22 protein-coding genes and 2 pseudogenes are annotated in these 20120 nt (G+C 68.5%); 11 read left to right on the forward strand and 13 right to left on the reverse strand.

The annotated features are described in order from the left end of the window. Positions 1 to 31: 31 nt before the first annotated feature. The 3 genes from ACWEO7_RS02230 to ACWEO7_RS02240 all read right to left on the reverse strand — a co-directional run bounded on the left by ACWEO7_RS02230 (position 32) and on the right by ACWEO7_RS02240 (position 2183). The gene (locus tag ACWEO7_RS02230) at positions 32 to 835 is read right to left on the reverse strand and encodes a putative protein N(5)-glutamine methyltransferase (RefSeq protein ID WP_452420132.1); all 804 of its coding nucleotides are present in this window, start codon (positions 833 to 835) and stop codon (positions 32 to 34) included. A 94-nt stretch (positions 836 to 929) separates the two neighbouring features. Further along, positions 930 to 1799 carry an ElyC/SanA/YdcF family protein gene (locus ACWEO7_RS02235; protein WP_452420133.1) on the reverse strand — a complete coding sequence of 290 codons (870 nt, stop codon included), beginning with the start codon at positions 1797 to 1799 and terminating at the stop codon, positions 930 to 932. Positions 1800 to 1850: 51 nt separating this feature from the next. After that, positions 1851 to 2183: a hypothetical protein gene (locus tag ACWEO7_RS02240; protein ID WP_452420134.1), complete on the reverse strand. Its 333-nt coding sequence runs from the start codon at positions 2181 to 2183 to the stop codon at positions 1851 to 1853. 63 nt (positions 2184 to 2246) lie between these two features. Here ACWEO7_RS02240 and ACWEO7_RS02245 point away from each other — a divergent pair, with 63 nt between their 5' ends. After that, the gene (locus ACWEO7_RS02245; RefSeq protein ID WP_356961946.1) at positions 2247 to 3092 is read left to right on the forward strand and encodes a bifunctional 5,10-methylenetetrahydrofolate dehydrogenase/5,10-methenyltetrahydrofolate cyclohydrolase; all 846 of its coding nucleotides are present in this window, start codon (positions 2247 to 2249) and stop codon (positions 3090 to 3092) included. A gap of 240 nt (positions 3093 to 3332) precedes the next feature. Here the strand turns inward: ACWEO7_RS02245 and ACWEO7_RS02250 are convergent, their stop codons facing one another. The 4 genes from ACWEO7_RS02250 to ACWEO7_RS02265 all read right to left on the reverse strand — a co-directional run bounded on the left by ACWEO7_RS02250 (position 3333) and on the right by ACWEO7_RS02265 (position 6411). Continuing rightward, positions 3333 to 4070 carry a hypothetical protein gene (locus ACWEO7_RS02250; protein ID WP_452420135.1) on the reverse strand — a complete coding sequence of 246 codons (738 nt, stop codon included), beginning with the start codon at positions 4068 to 4070 and terminating at the stop codon, positions 3333 to 3335. Between the two features lie 266 nt (positions 4071 to 4336). Then, complete coding sequence (locus tag ACWEO7_RS02255) at positions 4337 to 4984, reverse strand: nucleotidyltransferase domain-containing protein (RefSeq protein WP_452420136.1); 648 nt, start codon at positions 4982 to 4984, stop codon at positions 4337 to 4339. Between the two features lie 54 nt (positions 4985 to 5038). After that, positions 5039 to 5791: a L,D-transpeptidase gene (locus tag ACWEO7_RS02260; protein WP_452420137.1), complete on the reverse strand. Its 753-nt coding sequence runs from the start codon at positions 5789 to 5791 to the stop codon at positions 5039 to 5041. Positions 5792 to 5976: 185 nt separating this feature from the next. Then, positions 5977 to 6411: a winged helix-turn-helix transcriptional regulator gene (locus ACWEO7_RS02265; protein WP_452420138.1), complete on the reverse strand. Its 435-nt coding sequence runs from the start codon at positions 6409 to 6411 to the stop codon at positions 5977 to 5979. Between the two features lie 66 nt (positions 6412 to 6477). Between ACWEO7_RS02265 and ACWEO7_RS02270 the strand changes: the two genes are divergently transcribed. Beyond that, the gene (locus ACWEO7_RS02270; RefSeq protein ID WP_452420139.1) at positions 6478 to 7380 is read left to right on the forward strand and encodes an NADP-dependent oxidoreductase; all 903 of its coding nucleotides are present in this window, start codon (positions 6478 to 6480) and stop codon (positions 7378 to 7380) included. Between the two features lie 30 nt (positions 7381 to 7410). On the opposite strand, the gene ACWEO7_RS02275 is transcribed toward ACWEO7_RS02270, so the two are convergent. Next, positions 7411 to 8046, reverse strand: a complete 636-nt coding sequence (locus tag ACWEO7_RS02275; protein ID WP_452420262.1) for a cyclodeaminase/cyclohydrolase family protein — start codon at positions 8044 to 8046, stop codon at positions 7411 to 7413. 172 nt (positions 8047 to 8218) lie between these two features. On the opposite strand from ACWEO7_RS02275, the gene ACWEO7_RS02280 reads away from it, so the two are divergent. Further along, a complete protein-coding gene (locus tag ACWEO7_RS02280) occupies positions 8219 to 9256 on the forward strand; it encodes an LLM class F420-dependent oxidoreductase (RefSeq protein ID WP_355077418.1) in 1038 nt (345 codons plus the stop codon). A gap of 48 nt (positions 9257 to 9304) precedes the next feature. Here the strand turns inward: ACWEO7_RS02280 and ACWEO7_RS02285 are convergent, their stop codons facing one another. After that, the gene (locus ACWEO7_RS02285; protein WP_355077676.1) at positions 9305 to 9643 is read right to left on the reverse strand and encodes an STAS domain-containing protein; all 339 of its coding nucleotides are present in this window, start codon (positions 9641 to 9643) and stop codon (positions 9305 to 9307) included. A gap of 164 nt (positions 9644 to 9807) precedes the next feature. Next, a complete protein-coding gene (locus ACWEO7_RS02290; protein ID WP_452420140.1) occupies positions 9808 to 10254 on the reverse strand; it encodes a MarR family winged helix-turn-helix transcriptional regulator in 447 nt (148 codons plus the stop codon). A gap of 58 nt (positions 10255 to 10312) precedes the next feature. Between ACWEO7_RS02290 and ACWEO7_RS02295 the strand changes: the two genes are divergently transcribed. After that, positions 10313 to 10708 (forward strand): hypothetical protein, encoded by a 396-nt coding sequence (locus ACWEO7_RS02295; protein WP_452420141.1) that lies wholly within the window; start codon positions 10313 to 10315, stop codon positions 10706 to 10708. A gap of 123 nt (positions 10709 to 10831) precedes the next feature. After that, on the forward strand, positions 10832 to 11668 hold the full coding sequence (locus tag ACWEO7_RS02300) for an SDR family oxidoreductase (RefSeq protein WP_452420142.1): 837 nt from the start codon (positions 10832 to 10834) through the stop codon (positions 11666 to 11668). A gap of 675 nt (positions 11669 to 12343) precedes the next feature. Here ACWEO7_RS02300 and ACWEO7_RS02305 read toward each other — a convergent pair. Then, a complete protein-coding gene (locus tag ACWEO7_RS02305; RefSeq protein WP_452420143.1) occupies positions 12344 to 13345 on the reverse strand; it encodes a helix-turn-helix transcriptional regulator in 1002 nt (333 codons plus the stop codon). Between the two features lie 63 nt (positions 13346 to 13408). Between ACWEO7_RS02305 and ACWEO7_RS02310 the strand changes: the two are divergent. After that, positions 13409 to 13966 (forward strand): annotated as a pseudogene (locus ACWEO7_RS02310) (DinB family protein); the annotation flags it as partial. A gap of 81 nt (positions 13967 to 14047) precedes the next feature. Then, positions 14048 to 14377 (forward strand): annotated as a pseudogene (locus ACWEO7_RS02315) (RidA family protein); the annotation flags it as partial. A gap of 78 nt (positions 14378 to 14455) precedes the next feature. On the opposite strand, the gene ACWEO7_RS02320 reads toward ACWEO7_RS02315, so the two are convergent. Together ACWEO7_RS02320 and ACWEO7_RS02325 are read right to left on the reverse strand one after the other, a co-directional pair. After that, on the reverse strand, positions 14456 to 15634 hold the full coding sequence (locus tag ACWEO7_RS02320; protein WP_452420144.1) for a DUF3089 domain-containing protein: 1179 nt from the start codon (positions 15632 to 15634) through the stop codon (positions 14456 to 14458). 173 nt (positions 15635 to 15807) lie between these two features. Next, positions 15808 to 17232: a serine hydrolase domain-containing protein gene (locus tag ACWEO7_RS02325; protein ID WP_452420145.1), complete on the reverse strand. Its 1425-nt coding sequence runs from the start codon at positions 17230 to 17232 to the stop codon at positions 15808 to 15810. Between the two features lie 427 nt (positions 17233 to 17659). Here ACWEO7_RS02325 and ACWEO7_RS02330 point away from each other — a divergent pair, with 427 nt between their 5' ends. From ACWEO7_RS02330 to ACWEO7_RS02345, 4 genes are all read left to right on the forward strand, one after another. Then, a complete protein-coding gene (locus tag ACWEO7_RS02330; RefSeq protein WP_452420146.1) occupies positions 17660 to 17884 on the forward strand; it encodes a hypothetical protein in 225 nt (74 codons plus the stop codon). Further along, the gene (locus ACWEO7_RS02335) at positions 17884 to 18054 is read left to right on the forward strand and encodes a hypothetical protein (protein ID WP_452420147.1); all 171 of its coding nucleotides are present in this window, start codon (positions 17884 to 17886) and stop codon (positions 18052 to 18054) included. Before ACWEO7_RS02330 ends, ACWEO7_RS02335 begins: the two co-directional genes overlap by 1 nt. A 361-nt stretch (positions 18055 to 18415) precedes the next feature. Continuing rightward, positions 18416 to 19249 (forward strand): MlaE family ABC transporter permease, encoded by an 834-nt coding sequence (locus ACWEO7_RS02340; protein WP_452420264.1) that lies wholly within the window; start codon positions 18416 to 18418, stop codon positions 19247 to 19249. A 2-nt stretch (positions 19250 to 19251) separates the two neighbouring features. Then, positions 19252 to 20115, forward strand: a complete 864-nt coding sequence (locus ACWEO7_RS02345) for an ABC transporter permease (protein ID WP_356961971.1) — start codon at positions 19252 to 19254, stop codon at positions 20113 to 20115. Positions 20116 to 20120: the final 5 nt, after the last annotated feature.

Consider the following 20120-nt stretch of genomic DNA (forward strand, 5'->3'; position numbering starts at 1 on the left):
GTCCGGGTCGGAGCCGGGCGATGCGTCCTCGTCACCGGGGGCGGGTGCCGATGACCACGGTCGCGTACTGCTCGTCCGACTCCGCGACGCGCCCGGCGAGGCCGTGCTCGGTCAGCACGCCGAGCGCGATCGGCGCTTGGTCCTCGCTGGACTCGACGAGCAGATGTCCGCCCGGGGCCAGCCACTCGGCAGCATCGGCCGCGACCCGGCGGAAGACATCCAATCCGTCCGGGCCGCCGTCGAGGGCGGTGCGCGGCTCGTGATCGCGTGCCTCCGGCGGCATCCGCGCGATCATCTCCGAGGGCACGTAGGGGGTGTTGCAGAGCAGGACGTCGACGCAGCCGCGCAATTCCCCCGGCAAGGGCTCGAAGAGGTCCCCTTCGTAGACCGGAACGCCGAGCGGGGTGAGGTTGCGGCGGGCGCACGCGACCGCGACCGGATCGATGTCGGCGGCCGCAAGCGTGATCGATCGGCCCGCGTCGGCGGCGGCCCGCGCCGCAGCGAGGCCAAGGGCGCCCGAGCCGCAGCACAGATCGACCACCACCGGATGGCCGGTGCGGTCGCGGATCAACTCGACCGCAAGATCGACGAGGAACGTGGTGCGCTGCCGCGGCACGAAGACGCCGGGCGACACCGCGACCCGCAGTCCGTGGAACTCCGCCCAGCCGAGCAGGTGCTCGAGCGGACTGCCGGTGACGCGCCGGGCGACCAGCGATTCGAGGGGCACACCGGTCTCTGCGGCGGCGGCCGTGAGCAGCCGCGCCTCGTCCTCGGCGAACACGCAGCCCGCCGCCCGGAGCCGAGCCACCACATCGGTACTTCCCGCTGACGTCACCGGGCCATCCTGCCGCGCGCGCGTGACGCCGCCAACGGATTTCCCCGGGCGATCGGGACCGGCGTCTCGGGCGCGGGTCCCGATCGGCCCGGAGTCAGCGTGCCGTGTCGAGCTGGAAGGTGCGGGTGGCGTCGAGGTAGATGCCGCGCTGGCCCGCTCGGCCCGGCGGCGGCAGTTGCGAGACCAGCTGTTCGAGCGAGGTCGTCGCGCCGACGACCCTGGCGCCCGCGACGATGAAATCCGCCACGGCACGGCGGATGTGATTGGGCGAGGTGACCACGATCGCGCTCGTCGCGCCTACGTCCCGCAGCAGCCTCGTGCTGAACAGGGCGTTCTGCACGGTGGAGCCCGCGCGGCTCTCCACGTGGACGCGCGTGGGGGGCACGCCGTGGGTGACCAGCCAGTCGCGCATGGCCTCGGCCTCGGTGATGCCGTTCTGCGGATTGCCGCCGGTGACGACGATCGGCGACAACGGCGCGGCGATCGACTGCAACCAGGCCGCGGTGAGCCGGTTCACCAGCTCGGGACGCAGCGCCCCGTCCGGGAGCAGGCCGTAGCCGAGCACGACGATGCCGGTCTGCGGCCCCGCCAGCGCGGGCAGCGGGTTCGGCAGGGTGCCCACCGCGGCGCGGATGGCGCCGAGCACGTTGTCGGTGCCCTGCGCCAAGCCCGGATCGACCGCGTGCAGCCGGGCCATGGCGTCCACCAGCGCGGGCAGGTCACCGGCGTAGTCCGACCAGATCGCCTGCAGGGCCAGCGCTTCGGCGTCGGCGGGGTCGGCGCCGATCAGGTTGCGCAGGTCGGCGCGGCCCGCGTTGTCGTCGCCGTTGGCGAAGTGCCGCTGGGCGGAGTTGTAGAGGGCGTCCGTTTCCGGCGCGGCGTGCGCGGGGACACCGGCGAGCCCGGTGAGCGAGAACGCGGCGAACGACGCCGCGACGAGAGATTTCCAATGCCTCGAGATCATCACTACAGTCGTCACCTTTCCGCTGCGGAACGGGTTGGCACGTGCTAGCAGTTAGCTGGGGCAAGCAGGAATTACCATACGGCCGAAGTTCCCGGTGATCCGGCAATTGGCGAACGGGTCATGCGCCGCCGTCATGGCTGCGTGTGCTCGGCGGAACGACAGGTCGCGAAATCCGCTGCCGGCGATCTTCGATGCCGAGTCGGCACGTTCATCTTCGTTCGGTACCACGAAGGCGTTCAGTTCGGCGCAAGGCGGGCTGCCATGGACAATGGTCGTCCGTGTCTGCCGGCCCGGTGGTGGACGAGTGCCTTCCGGCGTGTCGGAACGGTCTTCGTTCGATTCGCCGAGCGTCCGCCCGCGGTACGGCATTCGATTGCCATGCATTAGCTCAACTCGACGTGGGCGCGGGAGGGATTCGTCCGGCCGCGCCCGTTAGGCTGTGTCAACGTGGATACCGTTTCGCTGTCCGGCAAGGAACTCGCCGCCGCCATCAACGCCGACACCAAGGCCCGCGCCGCCGCGCGCACCGAAGGCGGCGCTGCCCCGCGTCTTGCTCTGGTCGTGGCGAACGACGACCCCGCGAGCGCCTGGTATGTGAACTCACTTCGCAAAGCGGCCGAACGACTCGGAATCGCTTGCGACACGGTCGATCTGGGGGCAGCGGCCGGTGCGGCGGAGATCCGTGCCGAGCTCGCCGCGCGCGGTGCGGATCCGGCGACCGACGCGATCATGCTGCAGACCCCCCTCCCGAAGGGCGTCACCCTCGACGACGTGAGTTCCGCGATCGTCGCGTCCAAGGACGTCGACGGCGTCAGCCCGCTGTCGCTCGGCCTGCTGGCGGCCGGGCTGGACGGCTTCGTCCCCGCCACCTCCGAGGCCGTGGTCGAACTGCTCGAGCACCACCAGATCCCGCTGGCAGGCCGCCACGTCGCGGTCGTCGGCCGGTCGAACGTCGTCGGGAAGCCGCTCGCTCAGCTGCTGCTGGCGAAGGACGCGACCGTCACGGTGTGCCATTCCCGCACCGCCGACCTCGCCGCGGTCACCGCCGCCGCCGACATCGTCGTCGCCGCGGCGGGCCGCATCGGCCTGATCTCCGGCAAGCACGTCCGGGAGGGCGCGGTGGTCATCGACGTCGGCACCAACGAGGCCCCCGACGGCAAGATCGTCGGCGATGTCGACGCGGACTCGGTACGCGGCAAGGCCGCCGGGCTCAGTCCCGTCCCCGGCGGCGTGGGCCCGGTCACCACCGCCCTCCTCATGCGCCACGTGGTCACGGCCGCCGAATCCGACTGAGCGGGCGCTCGCGCCTGCAGAGAGCTGCCGGATGGGTGCGGTCGGACGTAGTCCGTCCTCAGCCCGCGCATGGCCGGAGCGAAGGCGGGGGTACGCAGCTTGCGCATGGCCGGAGCGAAGGCGGAGGTACGCAGCACGCGCATGGCCGGAGCGAAGGCGGAGGTACGCAGCACGCGCATGGCCGGAGCGAAGGCGGAGGTACGCAGCACGCGCATGGCCGGGGCGAAGGCGGAGGTACGCCTAACCGCGGGCGATGGCGCTGATGAGAGTGCGCTCGCCCTCCTTGGTGGTGGTGACGATCTGCGGATTGTAGGTCACCGGTTGCTGTCCTGGGCGGTGCTCGGTGATCACCACGATGTACTGGCCCGCGAAGGCGCCGGGACTGATCGCGACACAGTGGGTGGTGCCCGTGGGAATGCTGTCGATGCCGCGCTGGATCGCGTCGGCTGCTTGTACGGCGGCGTCCGCGGTGGTGGTGGCGCGGACCTGCTCGCCGGACCGGTCCACGTAATAGGCGTGCTGGAAAGCGAAGATCACCGCGGGGCCGGAGTCGAAACCGCCGACGCCATTGCCCTGGATCCGGTTGCCCACCCGCTCGGCGGGGCACTGCGCGGTCGGTGCGGCGGGCGCGGTGGCCTGCGCGGACGGAGCCGGTGCGGCGGCCTGCCGATCGGGGCCGCCGGTCCCGACCAGCACATAGGCCACGAGGGCCAGCGCGGCGATACCGAGTATGCCGAGCAGCGGTACCGCCCACCGCCGTGCCGCACGCGGCGCGGGCGAGCGGTCGATCAGCCCGGCGAATTGATCCTCGTACGGGTCCGGCCCGGGTTCCGGCGGCTGCCCGGGTTCGGACGGCGGCACGGGCGGCCGATCCACCCACGCGGCCCACTCGCCGCGGTAGTCCTCGCCGGACGGCGCCTGTACCGGTCGTTCGGCGCCGTACGGATGCCCCCGGTCGTAACCGGGTCGTGCGCTCATCTCCGGTCGATCCATCGCCCCACCCTTCATCAGGTCCCCGTCAGATTAACCGCATCGTCCCGAGCCGGGAACGCCCTGCCGCGTTCACAATTGAGCCGTCCCGCCCCTCGGAGGGTACCGCCCGGTACGTCGATCCGGCGCACGTGTGCCGCGCCCATCGGCCCGGCTCGCTGATTCGCGCCGACCGCGACCGAGTCGCACAACGCCGTTCCGCGGCGCCGAGAGTGCGGGCGCTGTCGCCCGAGAAGCATTTCGGGAAGCCGGCACTACCGCAGTAGATCCAGCCATTCGTGCTCGGGATAGTGGTCGGTCACGTAGGTCCGCACCACCGCGCGCTGTGCGGCGCTCAGCTCCGGCCAGGTCCGCTCGAGATCCACGCGGTCTTTCGGCCTGCGCTGCTTGGCCTTGAAGATCAGCACCAGCTCCGGGTTGAGGTATCGGATGCCGTCGTCGGCGATCCAGGTCACCTCGTCGAGCGGTGCGACCATGGAGCGATCGCGCCGGTTGACCCATGCCCCGTCCTGCCCCGGATTCAGCAGAAGGTCGATCAGCCACGGGGATCGCGCGTTCGCGCGCAGCCACACCTGATCGGCGCTCTCGGCTACGTCGGGGCAGCGCTCGTCGACGGGGCGGATGCCATCCGGGCCCGCCGACCAGATGTGCAGGCGACCGCGCGCGGCGGTGCGCAGGGCGGGCAGATCGGCACGGAACATCGCCACGTCCACGTCGCTGTGCCGCCGCCGGGTGCCGGTGCAGGCGTCGATCGCCCAGCCTCCCGCGATCCACCAGGGAGCGTCGATGTCGCCGAGTATCTCGCCGACATCGCCCGGCGTGACGAATGCCCACGGGCCCCAAAGGTCTTGGAAATCGGCTTCTTTCGCGTCACGAGGCGGTGGGATCGGAAACTCGCGCAACGGTGGCCCTCCCTCGGGTACGTCTTCCGAACGCTACTCGGAGGAGGGCGCCGTTCACCAGTGCGTGATGACCAGGTCGCCGACGCCGATCGTGTGATAGACCCATTCGGCGTCGTCGCGGGAGAGGTTGATGCAGCCGTGGCTCACGTTCGAGTAACCTTGCTGGTCCACCGACCACGGAGCCGAGTGGATGAAAACACCGCCCCACGTGAGCCGTTCGGCGAACTCGCCGTTGATGATGTAGCCCTCCGGCGAACTCAGCGGAATGCCGATGGTGCGGGAGTCGAACACGACGGACCGGAATTTCTCCAGAACCGGCCACGTGCCCGTGGGCGTTTCGTATCCGGGCTTGCCCATCGAGGCGGGCATCGTCCGGACGACGGTGCCGCCGACGGTGAGCGTGAAGGTGTGCGCCGACATGTTCGCTTCGCCGAAAACGCCTGCGTTGGTGGTGAATTCCGTGCGCACGCCGCCGACCGAGACGAGGATGTTGGAACCGGCGGGTAGGAATCCGGTGGGCGTCCACGTCACTTCGCGATCGTCGGTCCACGCGAATGTGCCCGGCAGTGGCCGGGTCGTTCTGATGTCGATGGATTGTTCCGTCTGCGCGCGATTCGCGACAGGTGCGGCGAAACGAACGGTCACGGGCTGGGCCACGCCCACCACCTGGCCGTTCGAGGGTCCGATCGCCGCCACCGCGGGCGTCGACGGCTTTCCGATCATCGTCGCTGTCGCCGCGCCCGACCCGAACGCGGCCAGTGCCACGATCACGGTCGCGAGGAACAGGTACCGAATGGCGCTCCTCATGGCGTCCACCCCTTCGAGCTGGTGTGGTAGGCAAGGGACAGTCTAAGGCCCCATGATCAACTCGGCCACGGATAGAACTTGGTCCGTGGTCCAGTTGTGATCGGGGACACGCCCACCGCTGAGCGCTTACCCCGCGCGGTCGCGTCGAAACGGGCACGCGTACCGATCGGGGCCTCCGGCGACGGTCAGCGCGCGCCGCCGACGGGCAGCGGTTCCGGCGCGGCTGCCGCTCGCGCGTCGAAATCCGCTCGGGCGGCGAGGATCCGGTCCTGGTGCTCGACGGCCCAGATGCCCATGGCATGCGTGATCGCGCCGATGCTCGCGCCGAGTTCGGTGAGCGAGTACTCCACCCGGGGCGGCACCGTGGGGTAGACCGCGCGGTGCACCAGTCCCTCGCGCTCCAGGTCGCGCAGCGTGCGGGTGAGCATCTTCTGGGTGATGCCGTCCAGGCGGCGGCGCAGCTCGTTGAAGCGGATCGGCCCGCCGTGGCCCCGCAGCACGCCGAGCACGAGCATCACCCATTTGTCGGCGAGCACGGTCAGTACTTCTCGTGCGGGGCAGTAGTGCAAGTAGTTGTCGACCAGGCTGCCGGCCGCGGGCCGGTCACAGATAGTATCCATTGGGTACCTCGGTATCAAAAAGGTGCCTTCTTTCCGAAAGGTACCACGGGTGGCCAGAATCGATGCATGCTCGCAATCACGCAATACGCGTTCGGTGGCCCGGAAGTGCTCGAAGTGGTCGAGGTGGATCGGCCGCGGCCAGGTCCGGGGGAGGTGCTGGTGCGGGTCGCCGCGACCAGCGTCAACGCCGCCGACTGGAAGGTGCGCGCCGGACTGGTCGGGAAGCTCGGCGACCCACCGCTGACGCTGGGGCTCGACGTGTCGGGTGTCGTGGCCGAACTCGGACCCGGTGTGGACCGGTTCGCCGTCGGTGATCCGGTGTACGGCATGGTCTTCGGCGGCGCGAACGCGGAATACGTTGTGGCGCAGGCGCACGCCCTGGCGCCGAAGCCGAGGAGCCTCGACCTGGTGCACGCCGCGGCACTGCCGACGGCGGCGCTGACCGCGTGGCAGGCGCTGGCCGCTCTGGGGGCGGGGCAACGCCTGCTGGTGCACGCAGCCGCGGGAGGCGTCGGGCATCTGGCGGTGCAGATAGCCCGGCATCGCGGCGCGTACGTGATCGGCACCGCACGCGCGGTCAACCACGAATACCTGCGCGAACTCGGCGCCGACGAGGTGATCGACTACACCGCGGTCGATTTCGGCGCCGCGGTGCGCGACGTCGACGTTGTGCTCGACCTGGTCGGCGGTGCGTACGGTTCTCGCTCGGTCCCGGTGCTCCGGCCCGACGGCAGGTTGATCGACACCCAGGGCTCGGATGCGGAAGCCGATCCGCGTTACGAGCGGTTCTATGTGGAGCCGTCCGGGGTATCGCTGCGCGAGATCACCACGATGGTCGAGCGCGGTCATCTGCGCGCGACCATCGACCAAGTGCTACCGCTCGCGGATGCCGCGAAGGCGCACGAGCTCAGCGAATCCGGACGGGTGCGCGGCAAGATCGTGCTGGTCGCTTGGAACCCGCCCGCCTGACGGAGCCGGTCCGCGGGCCGCGCGAGCGAGTCAGCGGCGAACGGCGTGCACGACGTCGGCGTGCAGGGCGTCCGCCCGCGCGGTGAGCTCGTCGATCCGCACCAGGACCACGGCGAACAGGTCGCCCTCGGCGGCGGGCAGCGACGCCACGTTGATCTCGATGTTGAGCTGCGAGGAGGTCGCGGCGGCGCGGCAGGCGTCGGCGGCCGCGCCGATGTCGGTGACGACGTTCGGATTCCCGATCGGGAACAGCTCCGCCGCCAGCGACAGCACCTCGTCTGCCTCGTCGACGACGGCGGCGGGCACGCGGGCGGCCTCGATCAGCGCGGCGTTGATCGCCGCGGTGCGGGCGGCGAGGTCCTCCGGGGTGTCCTTGGGCAGCTTGTAGGCGGCGCCGACAGCCGTGAACGCGGCGGCGTCGGCGTCGGCCAGCGCGAGAGCGCGCTCGCGGGCCGCGTCGGCGGCCTCGATGATCCGATCGACCACCGGCCGGTTCTCGGCGTCCTTGGCGCGGGTGGTGTAGCGCGCGACCATCGCGACGAGCGCGGCGGCCTGCGCGGCGTGCAGCGCGGCTACCGCGCCGCCGCCCGGTGCGGGAATCTTGGCGGCCAGATCGCTCAGATACTGCGCCAGGGCGACCCCGCCGAAGGACGGCGCAGTTTCCATGGACGACGAGCTGGTCTGCGACACGAGGGTGTTGCCTTTCGTTTACGGCGAGGATGGTCTACGAGTAGACGCTACCCCCTGACGCCGGTCGTACGGTCGTGACCACGCCTTGCCGGGCCTTCCCCCGTGGCCGGTGCGCGGCCCGACCGTACCCGCCGTTATGTTGAGTGCCATGCGCATCGGATTGAGCATCAACTACTCGGGGGGTTTCAAAGAGGCGGCGGCCGAAGTCGCCGACCTCGAGCGGGCGGGCCTGGACATCGTGTTCGTGCCCGAGGCGTACTCGTTCGACGCGGTGAGCGCGCTCGGTTACCTGGCCGCGAAGACCACGCGCCTGCAGTTGGCCTCCGGCATCCTGCAGCTCTACACGCGTACCCCGAGCCTGACCGCCATGACCGCGGCGGGCCTGGACTTCGTCTCCGACGGACGCTACGTGCTCGGCCTGGGCGCGTCGGGTCCGCAGGTGATCGAGGGCTTCCACGGCGTGCCCTATGACGCGCCGATCGGCCGGACCAGGGAACTGGTCGAGATCTGCCGGAAGGTCTGGCGGCGCGAGCGCCTGGAATACCAGGGCAAGTACTACCAGATCCCGCTGCCCGCCGAACGGGGCACCGGTCTCGGCAAGCCGCTCAAGCTGATCAACCACCCGGTGCGTGAGCGCATTCCGGTGCTGCTGGCCGCGCTCGGACCGAAGAACGTGGAACTGGCCGCCGAGATCGCCGAGGGCTGGCAGCCGATCTTCTTCCTGCCGGAGAAGGCGAAGGATGTGTGGGCGGACTCGCTCACCGCGGGTCTGGCCAAGCGCGACCCCGCCTTGGGCGACCTGGACGTGTACGCGGGTCCGGCCCTGGCCATCGGGGACAACGTCGAACCGCTGCTGCAGTTCGTGAAGCCGCATCTGGCGCTCTACATCGGCGGCATGGGCGCCAAGGGCAAGAACTTCTACCACACCCTGGCCACCAAGTACGGCTACGGCGCCGAGGCCGACCGCATCCAGGAGCTGTACCTGGCGGGGGAGAAGGAGGCCGCGACGAAGGCGGTCCCGGACCAGCTGGTCCGGGACATCTCCCTGGTCGGCTCGGCCGGATACGTCAAGGAGCGGGTCGCGGCCTTCAAGGAAGCCGGCGTGACGGTCTTGAACGTCGTTCCGATGGCGGCCACCGCCGCCGAGCGCGTCAAGCTGATCGAACAGCTGCGCGAACTGGTCTGAGAAAGGCGCTGCCGCCGTCGACGGGCGCGACGGCGGCAGCGGCAGGCGTCATCTCTGCCGGAGCGCCGCCAGCGCGGCGTCCAATGTCGAATGCAGCGCGAACACCTGATCAAGGCTGGTCATCTTGAGCTGCCGACTGGTCGCCGGGCCCTCGGCGACGACGGCGATCGCGGTGGTCGAGCCGGCGCGCTGGTGGGCCGCGACGAGCGTCGCCATGCCCGCCGAGGCGAGGAAGCTGACCGCGGTGAGGTCGATGATCAGGGCCGCGGGCTTGCCGCTGAGAATGGCATCGATCGCATTCTCCAGCGCGGGCGCCGTCGCCAGATCGACCTCGCCGGCCACCGTCAGCACCGTGGCGCCGTCGTGGGCCGCGACCGTGGTGGTCATCGTGTCCGCGAGGGGATACGCGTCTCCGGAAGTGTTGGTCACAACTTCACAACACACAAATCGCGGCGGATTCGCAACCTTTGGGTGTTCATAGAGCTAACCATACCCCGTTTCGCCGACCGGCCTGCCGAGCCGACGGCCGCGGTGGCGGCGCTCGCACGCCCTCAGCTCGGCAGCCCCAGCCGATCGGCGAGCGTGCCGAGGATGCGATGCAGGTCGGCACGCTCGGCGGCGGTGAGGTCCGTGGTGATCTCGGCATCGATCGCCCGCGCGGCGTCGAGGCATTTGCGCAGTAGTGCGCGGCCGTGCGAGGTCAGGTTCAGGTTCTGACGGCGGCGATCCTTCGGGTCTCGTACCCGTTCGACGGCCCCGAGGGACTCGAGGTGGTCGGCCAGCGCGACGACCAGACTCGGCGCGACGCGCAGTATTTGTGCCATCTCCATCTGCGATGTCGGTCCGTTGGCCGCCAACACATTCAGCATCCCGGCATGCTTCGGCTTGAGCTCGAGATCCGACACGTCGGCGCTGAAGCGGTCGGTCAGAAACGCGCCCAGCAGTCCGAGCCGGAAGCTGAGGGTCTCCGGCAGCTTTTCCGCCTTGACGTTCTTCATGGCGAGCATAATACTGTCCCTAAATCAGTCATAGTCTGAATGATTTTTGGAGTGAAAGATGCAGGACCAGAAGCTCAATCGAAGCACGGTGATTCTCAACGCGATCGGCGCGGCCACCGCCGTGGCGTTCAGCGTCGCTGCACTGGTCGATCCGACCGCCGCGATCTCCACCGGCGCGGCATCGCCCGGGATCGATCTGTATGCCCAGGCGTACGCGGTCCGCGCGATCCCGCTGGGCGCCGCGCTGCTGTTCAGCCTGGCCGGCCGCCGCAACCGGGCACTCCTACCGCTGCTCACCGTGTCGGGCGCGGTACAGCTCGGTGACGTCGCCATCGGCGCCGCGCAGGGAATTCCGGGCATGATGGCAGGCGGTAGTGCGCTCGCGCTCATTCACCTCGCCACCGCGGGTCATTTGGTTCTCCGCAGTAGCCGCTCCGCCCCGGTCGCGGCCTGAGCCGCGACTTCGGCGTGAGTCGGACATGCTCGGCGAAGCCGAGGTCGGCGACGATGGAAATCTCGGTTCGGATGGCTCGTGTCAGCAATCTCCGAGGAAACTTCTGTGGCAGGGTGGTCGGCTGTGCGGACAATCCTGATCACGGGGGCGACATCGGGTATCGGGCTGGAGTCGGCTCAGCAGCTCGCGGCGCAAGGGAATCGGCTCGTGTTGGTCGGGCGGAATCCGGAGAAGCTCTCCGCCGCGGCGAAGCTGGTCCGAGGCGCGGGGGCGGCGGGAGTCGACACGCTGGAGTGCGATTTCGCGTCGCAGTCGTCGGTCCGGCAGCTGGCGAAGGAGGTTTCGTCCGCCTACGACCGGCTGGATGTGCTGGCCAACAACGCAGGTGGCTACCACAAGACCCGGAGCGAGACCGTGGACGGTATCGAGGCCACGTTCGCCGTCAACCATCTCGGTGGTTTCCTGCTCACCGAGCTGCTGACGGATCTGATGGTGCGCAGCGCCCCGTCGCGCATCGTGTTCACCTCGTCGGTCATGCAATTCGGCGCCACCATGGATTTCGCCGATCTGGAGTTCCGGCAGAGTTATTCGGGAGAAAGGGCATACAGCCGGTCCAAGCTGGCGAACGTCCTGTACACCCGGGCGCTGGCGCGGCGTCTGGAGGGAACCGGCGTAACGGTCAACGCCTTTCACCCCGGTGCGGTGGCAACCGGGATCTGGGATTCGATGCCGTGGTTCGGGCAACCCTTCGTGGCGCTCGCCAAGCGATTGTTCATGATCTCCGCCGCGGAGGGAGGACGAGCGCTGACCTACCTGGCCGCCGACCCGGAAGTCGCCGCGGTCAGCGGCTGTTACTTCCAGAACAACCGCGTCAAGGCTCCGTCCCGTCTCGCGCAGGACGTCGCGCTCGGGCAGCGGCTGTGTGAAGTCAGCGCCGCTCTGGTCGGACTCACCGGGTAAGCGCACACACGACCAGCGACACCGTTATCGCTGAGCAACACGACAATCGACGCCGACTGAAGCGGAAAGCGGGGGAGCATGCTTCGTACTCGTTTCGAGTCGATCGGCGCGTACACCCGACGACTGTCCGCTCCACCGAGGATCTGATCGCCGAGCTGGCCGTGCCGCGGTCGCTGGATCTGGAGAGCATCACCGGCATCAAGAATCGTCGTGTCTACGACTCGGATCCGGACCGGTACGAATCATCCTTCGAGCTGGCGTTGCACGCGATCGAGGACTGTCTGTGGCATTCCGGGTATCGGGCCGACGAATGGACGTCGTCATCTCGGCCTCGATCACGCGTACAGCGGCGCGGGAATCTTTTGCTACGCACCGTCTTTCGCGCTCATGCTCGGCAATGCGATCGGCGCGAACGCGGCTCGGCACTTCGATGTCTCCAATGCCTGCGCCGGGATGATCACCGGAGTGAAGGTGCTCGATCGCATGATCAAGGCCGGTGCGGTGCGCAACGGCCTGGTGGTCAGCGGCGAGCAGATCACGCCGATCGCCGAGACGGCGTGCACGAGATCAGCCGCCCCTACGACCCGCACACAAGCAATACGCGGGTGTCCATGCTGTGGACATCCGCGACAGCGCCGAACCGATACGGCCGGGCCTCGTCGACGCCCGACGGGCTCAGGAATCCGCGATGCGGTCCGTCGGGGCGGCTGTCGCACCAGCGGACAGCAGTTTGTCGGCCAGCGCGCGGGCGCGGTGCACGAGCTCGGGCGGGTCGAGTATCTCGAAGTCGTGCCCCAGCAAAAGCACATGCACGAGCACGATGTCCAGGCTGTGGTCGGCTCCGCTGCGGACCTCGCAGCGTCCGCTGCCGCACGGCCGTACGACGGCCGCCGACGCCGGAATCTGCGCACGCACCGTGTCGGCGGAGGCGTGCACCAGGAAGCGGGCCCGCAGCGGGTACACCCGGCTCGCCACGCCTTCCTGCACGTAGGCCGCCGCCTCGGGCGCCGCACGCGGGCGGAAGCGCCACGTCCGTGCGGCGACATCGGTCATCCGGTCGACGCGGAAGCTGCGCCAGTCCTCGCGATCGAGGTCGAAGGCCAGCAGGTACCAGCGCCGGTCGGAGGCGACCAAACGGTACGGCTCGACCCGCCGCCGTCGCACCCCGTCTCCGGCGGGATAGTCGAAACCGGCCTCGACTTCGTCCCGGCACGCTCTGGCCAGCGTCATCAGCACCTCGGGGTCGACGGGCGGGTGACCTCCGCCGAAGGACTCCACGGAGCCGGAGAGCGCCTGCATTTCGTGCCGCAAACGGGTGGGCAGCACCCGGTCGAGTTTGGCCAGCGCCCGGAGCGCGACATCCCCGGCGCCCGCGACCGCCGCGCCCGCGCCGCCGAGGAGCGAGACCGCGGTGACGATCGCTTCCTCGTCGTCGAGGAGCAGCGGCGGCAGCTCCTGCCCGCGGCCGAGCTGATAGCCGCCGCCGACGCCGTGGCAGGCGTGCACCAGGTAGCCGAGCGCCCGCAGGCGCTCGACATCGCGCCGTACCGTGCGCGGCGTGACGCCCAGCCGCTCCGCGAGCTCGCGCGCGGTCCAGACCTGGCGTTGCTGCAGCAGTCCGAGCAGGGTCAGCACCCGCTCGGTCGTGCCCCGCTCGGCACCGCTCGCCGCCTCCATGTCGCTCAGCCTGCCAGAAATAGCGGACCGATTCTGTCCGCTAGGGGTGCCAGGGTGGGCGGCATGAACGCAGACGCACTCGACTGGAACAGGACACTGCGGGAGCAGTGGGAAGCCCACTGGAACCATCAGCTACGCGACCGGCTCCACGGTCTCACCGACGACGAGTACTTCTGGTCGCCGGTACCGGACGCCTGGAGCGTGCGGCCGCGTGGCAGTTCGACGGCGCCCGTGCAGGCAGGGGCCGGGGACTTCACGATCGACTACGCCTTCCCGAATCCCGTCCCCGCGCCGTTCACCACGATCGCCTGGCGACTCGGTCACGTCATCGTCGGCGTGCTCGCCGCGCGCAACGCGACCCATTTCGGCGCACCGGCGGCCGCGTACGAGACATGGGAATACGCGGGCGACGCGGCCACCGCGCTGGACCAGCTCGAAGCCCAGCTCGACATCTGGCTGACCGGAGTGCGTGGTCTCGGCGATGCCGGACTCCGGGTCCCGATCGGCCCGAACGAGCCCTTCCCCGAGGCGCCCATGGCCGATCTGGTGCTGCACATCCACCGTGAGCTGATCCACCACCTGTCCGAGGTCTGCGTGATCCGCGACCTCTATACGCACTCCGACGCTGTCAGGAAACCCATGATCACGAAGACGACCCACCTCGACCCCGAGGAACTGCAGCACAACCCGGCCTTCACACAGGGCGTGATCGCGCCCGCTGCCCAGACCGTCTATGTCGGCGGTCAGCTCGGCACCGACAGCACGGGAGAACTGCTGGACGGCTTGGAAGCGCAGACCATTCAGGCCATGCGCAACGTACTGACCGTGCTGGCGTCTGCGAATACCGGTCCCGAACACGTCGTCAAACTGACGATCTACCTTGTCGCCGGGGCCGACGCTCAGGCGGGCTACGCGGCGGCGCGAAAAGTGTGGGGCGATCACCGCACTGCCATCACGGTCGTCTCCACCGCGGGACACGCTCGCCCCGGCGCGCTGGTGGAGATCGATGCTGTAGCGACCATCCCCGAATAGCCGCGCCTGTGGCCGATTCGCCGCGCGGTCGGGCATCGCCGCGCGGAGAGATGGGCGGCTTCGCGGACCCCCGTGCGTTCAGCGGTGCGCCGCGCGGTCGGCGCTGATCTGGGATGCGACGATGCGGACGAGGTCGCCCAGTGCGATCTCCACGTCCGCGAGGTGCAGGCCCCAGGTCGCGTCCGGGACGGCGTACAACTCGGCGCTGCCGGGTTCCGGCGTCGCCAGTAGCGCCGTCGCGTCGCCGTCGCGGACGCATTGGAGCCGGTACTTCTCGGCGGGGACCAGCCACGGAGTCGGCGCGGCGACAGCGGACGGCCCGTGGCGCAACGCCAGTTCGGCGGCGAGTGGGCTGGGCACGGGACCGGTGCGGAGCACGGTGGCCGCGGTGCGGGACTCGTTGCTGCTCAACGAAGTCGGATTGGTGCAGGCGACCTCGTAGTCCGGGCCGTACGGACGCGGCAGCGGCTCCGGGGTCGTCGGGTTGCGACCGAATCGGCTGTCCGGGGGCGGGGTCGCGCCGAAGGTCTGCCAGGCCAGGACGCACCGTGTCTGCTGTTCGCCGCGGCACAGCGGAAGGTGCTGGAAGTCGCCGCCGACGTCACCGTTCTTCGGCACCACCACATTGCCACCCAGCAGGATCGCCGACAGGATCCGCTCGCGCACCGCCTGCTGCGGGTCGATCTCCTCCCGGATCAGTTGGCGCAGCATGCGGGCACCCTGCGAATGCCCGAGAAGGACGATCGGCCTTCTGGTTTCGCGCTCCGCGAGGAACTGCCGCCACGCGCGCAGGACGTCCTCGTACGCGATACGCGCCATCTCGGCGCGCTCGTCGGGGGAGTATGCCCGTTCCCGCGCCAGCGCGGTGAGGGTCCGCTGCCGGTACACCGGCGCGAATACCTGACAGACCTGGGAGAATCGGGCGGCCTGTTGTTCGGCCACCGCCCGCACCTCCCGGGTCGCCGCGGTATCGGAGTTGGGCGTCGGCTCCAAAGACACCGTCGGATACACGTAGAAGCAGTCCACCCCGGAATCCCCAGCAGGCGTGGGGTCTTCCCGCACATCGGGTTGCCCCGCCTGCCGCACCGTGGTCGCCGAACTGCCTCGGCAGGGGTCGTCCGCTCGATCCGGCCTGCACAACCACACGACACCGGTGTCACCGGCCGGGTCCGCCACCGCGCCGACCGACGATCCCGCCAGCACTCCGACTCCGCACACGACGGATGCGACCACCCGCCGCCACCGACTGTCCCGCATAGCGCATACCTCGCTTTTCCGCGCCCGACCGTTGAGGACGGCCTCGCCACACCGGGATCGGCCGTTCGGTCACCTTCGACGGCGTCAGCCTAATGGCGAACGCACCGGCTCACGCACGCATCGCCTCGGACGGCGGAGAACTCGCTCGCGGTGGCGGATGGCTCCGAGAGCGGTCAGGCCCGGCGGGACAGTCGGCCGCCGCCGTTGCGGAAACGCGCTCGGCCGTCACGGATGTCGTGAAAGGAGACGAGCAGCAGTCGCAGGTATCCGTCGAACGTCTCGAACGGGTATCCGGCGGGCGCGAAAAGGCCGGGCCGGATCGGCACGTACCGCTGCGGAGGGGCGGCGGTCGTGCCCCCGGCGAACTCGGTGAAGATCCGCTCCTGCGATGCGTCCGCCGGTTCGTAGGTCACGCGCTCCTCGAGTTGGCCGTCGACGACGCCGACCTCGACGCGCAGCTGATCGGAACGGTAGGTGCCCACGTAGGGTGTGAGATCGATGTCCTGCGCCGATTCGTTGATGAGGGTGGGGATCCGAACGCCGAGGTGTTCGCTCAGCAGCCAGCGCAGGATCTGGTCGTGCAGCATGATCGCCCCCGGGGTGTTGCCGAAGGCGGTGAACACGAGGTCGTGCTCGGGCACGACGCACAGAATGGACACGCCGCCGGGTGACGCGCCCGACATCGCGAGGACGATCGTGTCGCCGAACGGATACCGCACCCAACCCAGGCCCATCGGGGGGACGTTCGGGGTGGCCATGTCGTGCGAGACCTGTTGCATCAGTGCGGTCGACCCGGCCGAGAGGACGCGCGTTCCGGAAGGGGACACACCGCCCGCGAGATGGGTGCGTCCGAAGGCGAGCAGGTCGGCGACGGTGCCGATCGGCGTGCCGCCCGCCGGTCCCCAGGTGTCGGGCAGTGTGAACATTCCGGTGGGCTCGGCCGCCATGGTCTCGGGGTCCGGGAAGTGCCCGATGGCGGTGCTGCGCAGGATCGCCCGTTCGGCCGACGTGCTGGAGTCGGTCATGCCGACAGGTGCGTAGACATCGCGCTCGAGCAGGTCGGGGAAGGACAGACCGGTCACCACCTCCAGCAGGCGGCCCGCGACGATCATGCCGCCGTTGGAGTAGCTGAGCTGCTCGCCGGGCTCGAACAGGACACCGCAATTGCGCGCGAGACCCTCGACGTAAGTTTTCAGGGAGTCGCGCCCTTTCGCATCGGGGAAGAACAAGTCCGCATCGATGCCGTTGGTATGCGAAATGAGGTGGCGAACCAGGATCTTCTGCGCGGCGCCCGGCGCGGTCAGGGCGAACTCGGGCAGGTACCGCACCACCGGCGCGTCCAGATCGAGCAGCCCCCGCTCGACCTGCTGGAGGACCAGCGTGGTGGTCAGCACCTTGGTCACCGAGCCGAAGAGGAACCCGGTGTCCGCGCGCATCGGCGCCCCGGAGGCGATGTTCGCGGTGCCGTGGGCGACGACGATCTGCTCGCCCGCACAGTAGACGCCCGCGACGAATCCGGGGACTTCGTTGGACATGCAGTAGGCGGCGATCTGCTCGCGGATCCGGGCTTCGGCGGTGTGCAGTGCGTTGTTGTTCATGCCGACCACCGTCCAACCTTGCCCCCGGGGCAAGGTCAAGCCCGTGCGACGGAGTCCATTCCCGCCTACGCCTTACGTGGCGGCGTGGCGGGGTGCGCGGTGCAGGACCAGCTTCGTGGTGTGCACCGTGTAGGCGTCCGGGGCGTCTTCCCAATCGGCGGTGATGGTGGTGTGCGGGCACAGTGTCGCGCAACAAGTAGAATGATCATCAACATGATCTGGTCGGCTCGCTGCTCTCATGGGCCTATGACCTGCATATATCCAGATTATCGGTCCGGATCTCTCAATATCTCTTCCGTATATGAAAGAATATCGACTAACATAAGGCGCGGATCTCGTTGACTGGCGCGTGCGGCCGGACGCCCCTTCCGGTGGAGTCCGATGCGTGTGCGGCGGCGTGGATCGAAGCGAAAGGATGCATCGACGCATGCTCAAGAAGCTGGACCGAATACTCGGTTACGAGATGAAGGTCTCCGAGTTCCTCGGCACTCTCATCATCATCGGCGTTCCCTACGGCGTGGCCGGGGTGATCTGGACGCTCACGCACACCGGTCATCTGCGCGATATGCACGGCATCGATCTGCTGATGTCGTTCCTGGGCTCGATCGTGTGCTGGCCCGTGCTGACCTTCTCGAACGTGTGCATGACCTGATGATGGCTTTGGTGTGGCTCATCGACGTTCTCGTGATCGTGGTCAAGATCCTCGGTGGGCAGATGAAGGTCAATCCCGTGCTCCGCTTCGGGCTGTGGGTGGCCGTACTCGGTCTCTTCCTGGCCGGCTGCGCGGTGCTCGTCGCGCTCGTGGTGCTGTTGCAACGTTGACTGGAGACCCTCGCCTAGCGGCTTCGCCGACTCGACTCTGGTCGTACGAGTGTGGAATAGATGATTACTTAACAGCGAGAGGCGCTTTCCGGCGGGGTCATCTATGTGCGGTGTTCGTACATATTCGCAGGAAAAGACAGTACCGGGCGAGGTCCTCGGCGCGGACCGGTGCAAGTCGGCGGATGTCGACTGAATAGAATAGCGAATAACTTGTTACTTGTCTGGCGTCTGTGAGGTGTGCAACACTTCACCCGCTCCGCGCCATCGAAGGGGCGGCCGCCGGCGCGGTGGACGAGAAATCGGAAAGGAACGGCTACCGGTGACTGCCTCGTTGCGAACGCCAGCCGACAAGCAACCGCCACTGGAACCGGGCGAACTCGGGAAGTTGATCGACAGTGCTTCGGGCTTGTGGCGGCGACATCCCCAGCGTTCGCTGGAAACACTGGGCAGGCAGGTCACTCTGGGCCGCGAAGCCTTCGTCCAGCTGTTCGTCTCACTGGTGCGGGGACGATTCCCGTACCGGGAGTTCATCAAGCAGTGCGCCTTCATGGCCAACGTGTCGGCGGCGCCGACGGTATTCGTGGCCATCCCGATCGCCGTCGTGGTCTCCATCCAGGTCGGCGCGCTCGTGAATCAAGTCGGCGCAACGACATTCATCGGCGCGGTCGCCGGATTGGGCATCATCCGCCAGGGCGCTCCGCTGGTGTCGGCGTTGATGGTCGCCGGTGCGGTCGGTTCGGCGATCTGTGCCGATCTGGGATCGCGAACCATCCGGGAAGAGATCGACGCGATGATGGTGATGGGCGTCGATCCGGTACGCCGCCTGGTCGCGCCCCGGCTCGCGGCGGCGGTGCTGGTGAGCGTCCTGCTCTGCGGATTTGTCGTGTTCGTCGGATTCGCCACCGCGTACATGTTCAACGTGTACGCCCAATCCGGTACGCCGGGCTCGTTCATCAGCTCCTTCGCGTCCTTCGCGGTGGCGAACGATCTGATCATCGCCTTGGTCAAGGCCGCGATCTTCGGGGTGCTGACCGCGGTCATCGCCTGTGATATCGGCTTGCACGCGCACGGTGGCCCTGGCGGTGTCGCGAACGCGGTGAACTCGGCGGTGGTCAGCTCGGCGCTGATGTTGTTCGCCACCAACATCATTCTCACTCAGCTGTACAACACGCTCTTCCCGGCGAAAGTGGTGTGAGCATGGCGAGCAGCTACACACCTCCGGCGCTGCGGCCCCTGCATGCCGCCGGGAAAGTTGCGCTGGCGCCGGTGCACGCCAATCAGCGTGTTGGGCATCAGGCCATCACGTTCTTCCAGGCGCTGATCGCCATCCCGTTCGTCCTGAAGCACTATCGCCGTGAGGTGGCCCGGCTGACGGCCGATGTCGGCTGGGGCAACGGCTCGCTCATCGTGGGCGGCGGCACGATCGGTGTGGTCGTCATCCTGTGCGCGTTCGGCGGCATCATCGTCGGCATGGAGTCGTTCACGGCTCTGAATCTGCTGACGATGTCTCCGCTCACCGGAGCGATCTCCGGATTCGCGACCACTCGTGAACTCGCGCCTATCCTGGCGACCTTGGCCTTCGCCATCCAGGCGGGATGCCGATTCACCGCACAACTGGGCTCGATGCGGATCTCCGAGGAGATCGACGCGCTGGAGTCCATCGCCATCCGCCCGCTGCCGTATCTGATCAGCACCCGCATGATCGCCGCGACCCTGACCATCATCCCGCTCTACAGCATCGGTCTCGCCACCGCCTACCTGGCCACCAAGATCACGGTGCTGTTCCTGGGCGGCACGGCGGCGGGCACCTACGATCACTACTTCTTCCAGTTCCTGATCGGCCCGGATGTCTTCTTCTCGCTGCTCAAAGTGGTGGTGTTCGTGCTGCTGTCGACGTTCATCCAGTGTTACCACGGCTACGTCGCCACCGGTGGCCCGGAAGGCGTCGGGGTGGCGGCCGGGCGCGCCATCAAGATGGTGATCGTCGTGATGGTTTTCGCGAATCTTTTTCTCACGCTGACGATCTGGGGCATCGATCCCGGATTCCGGATCTCGGGGTAAGGCCG

The organism is Nocardia sp. NPDC004260 (genome assembly GCF_053603155.1).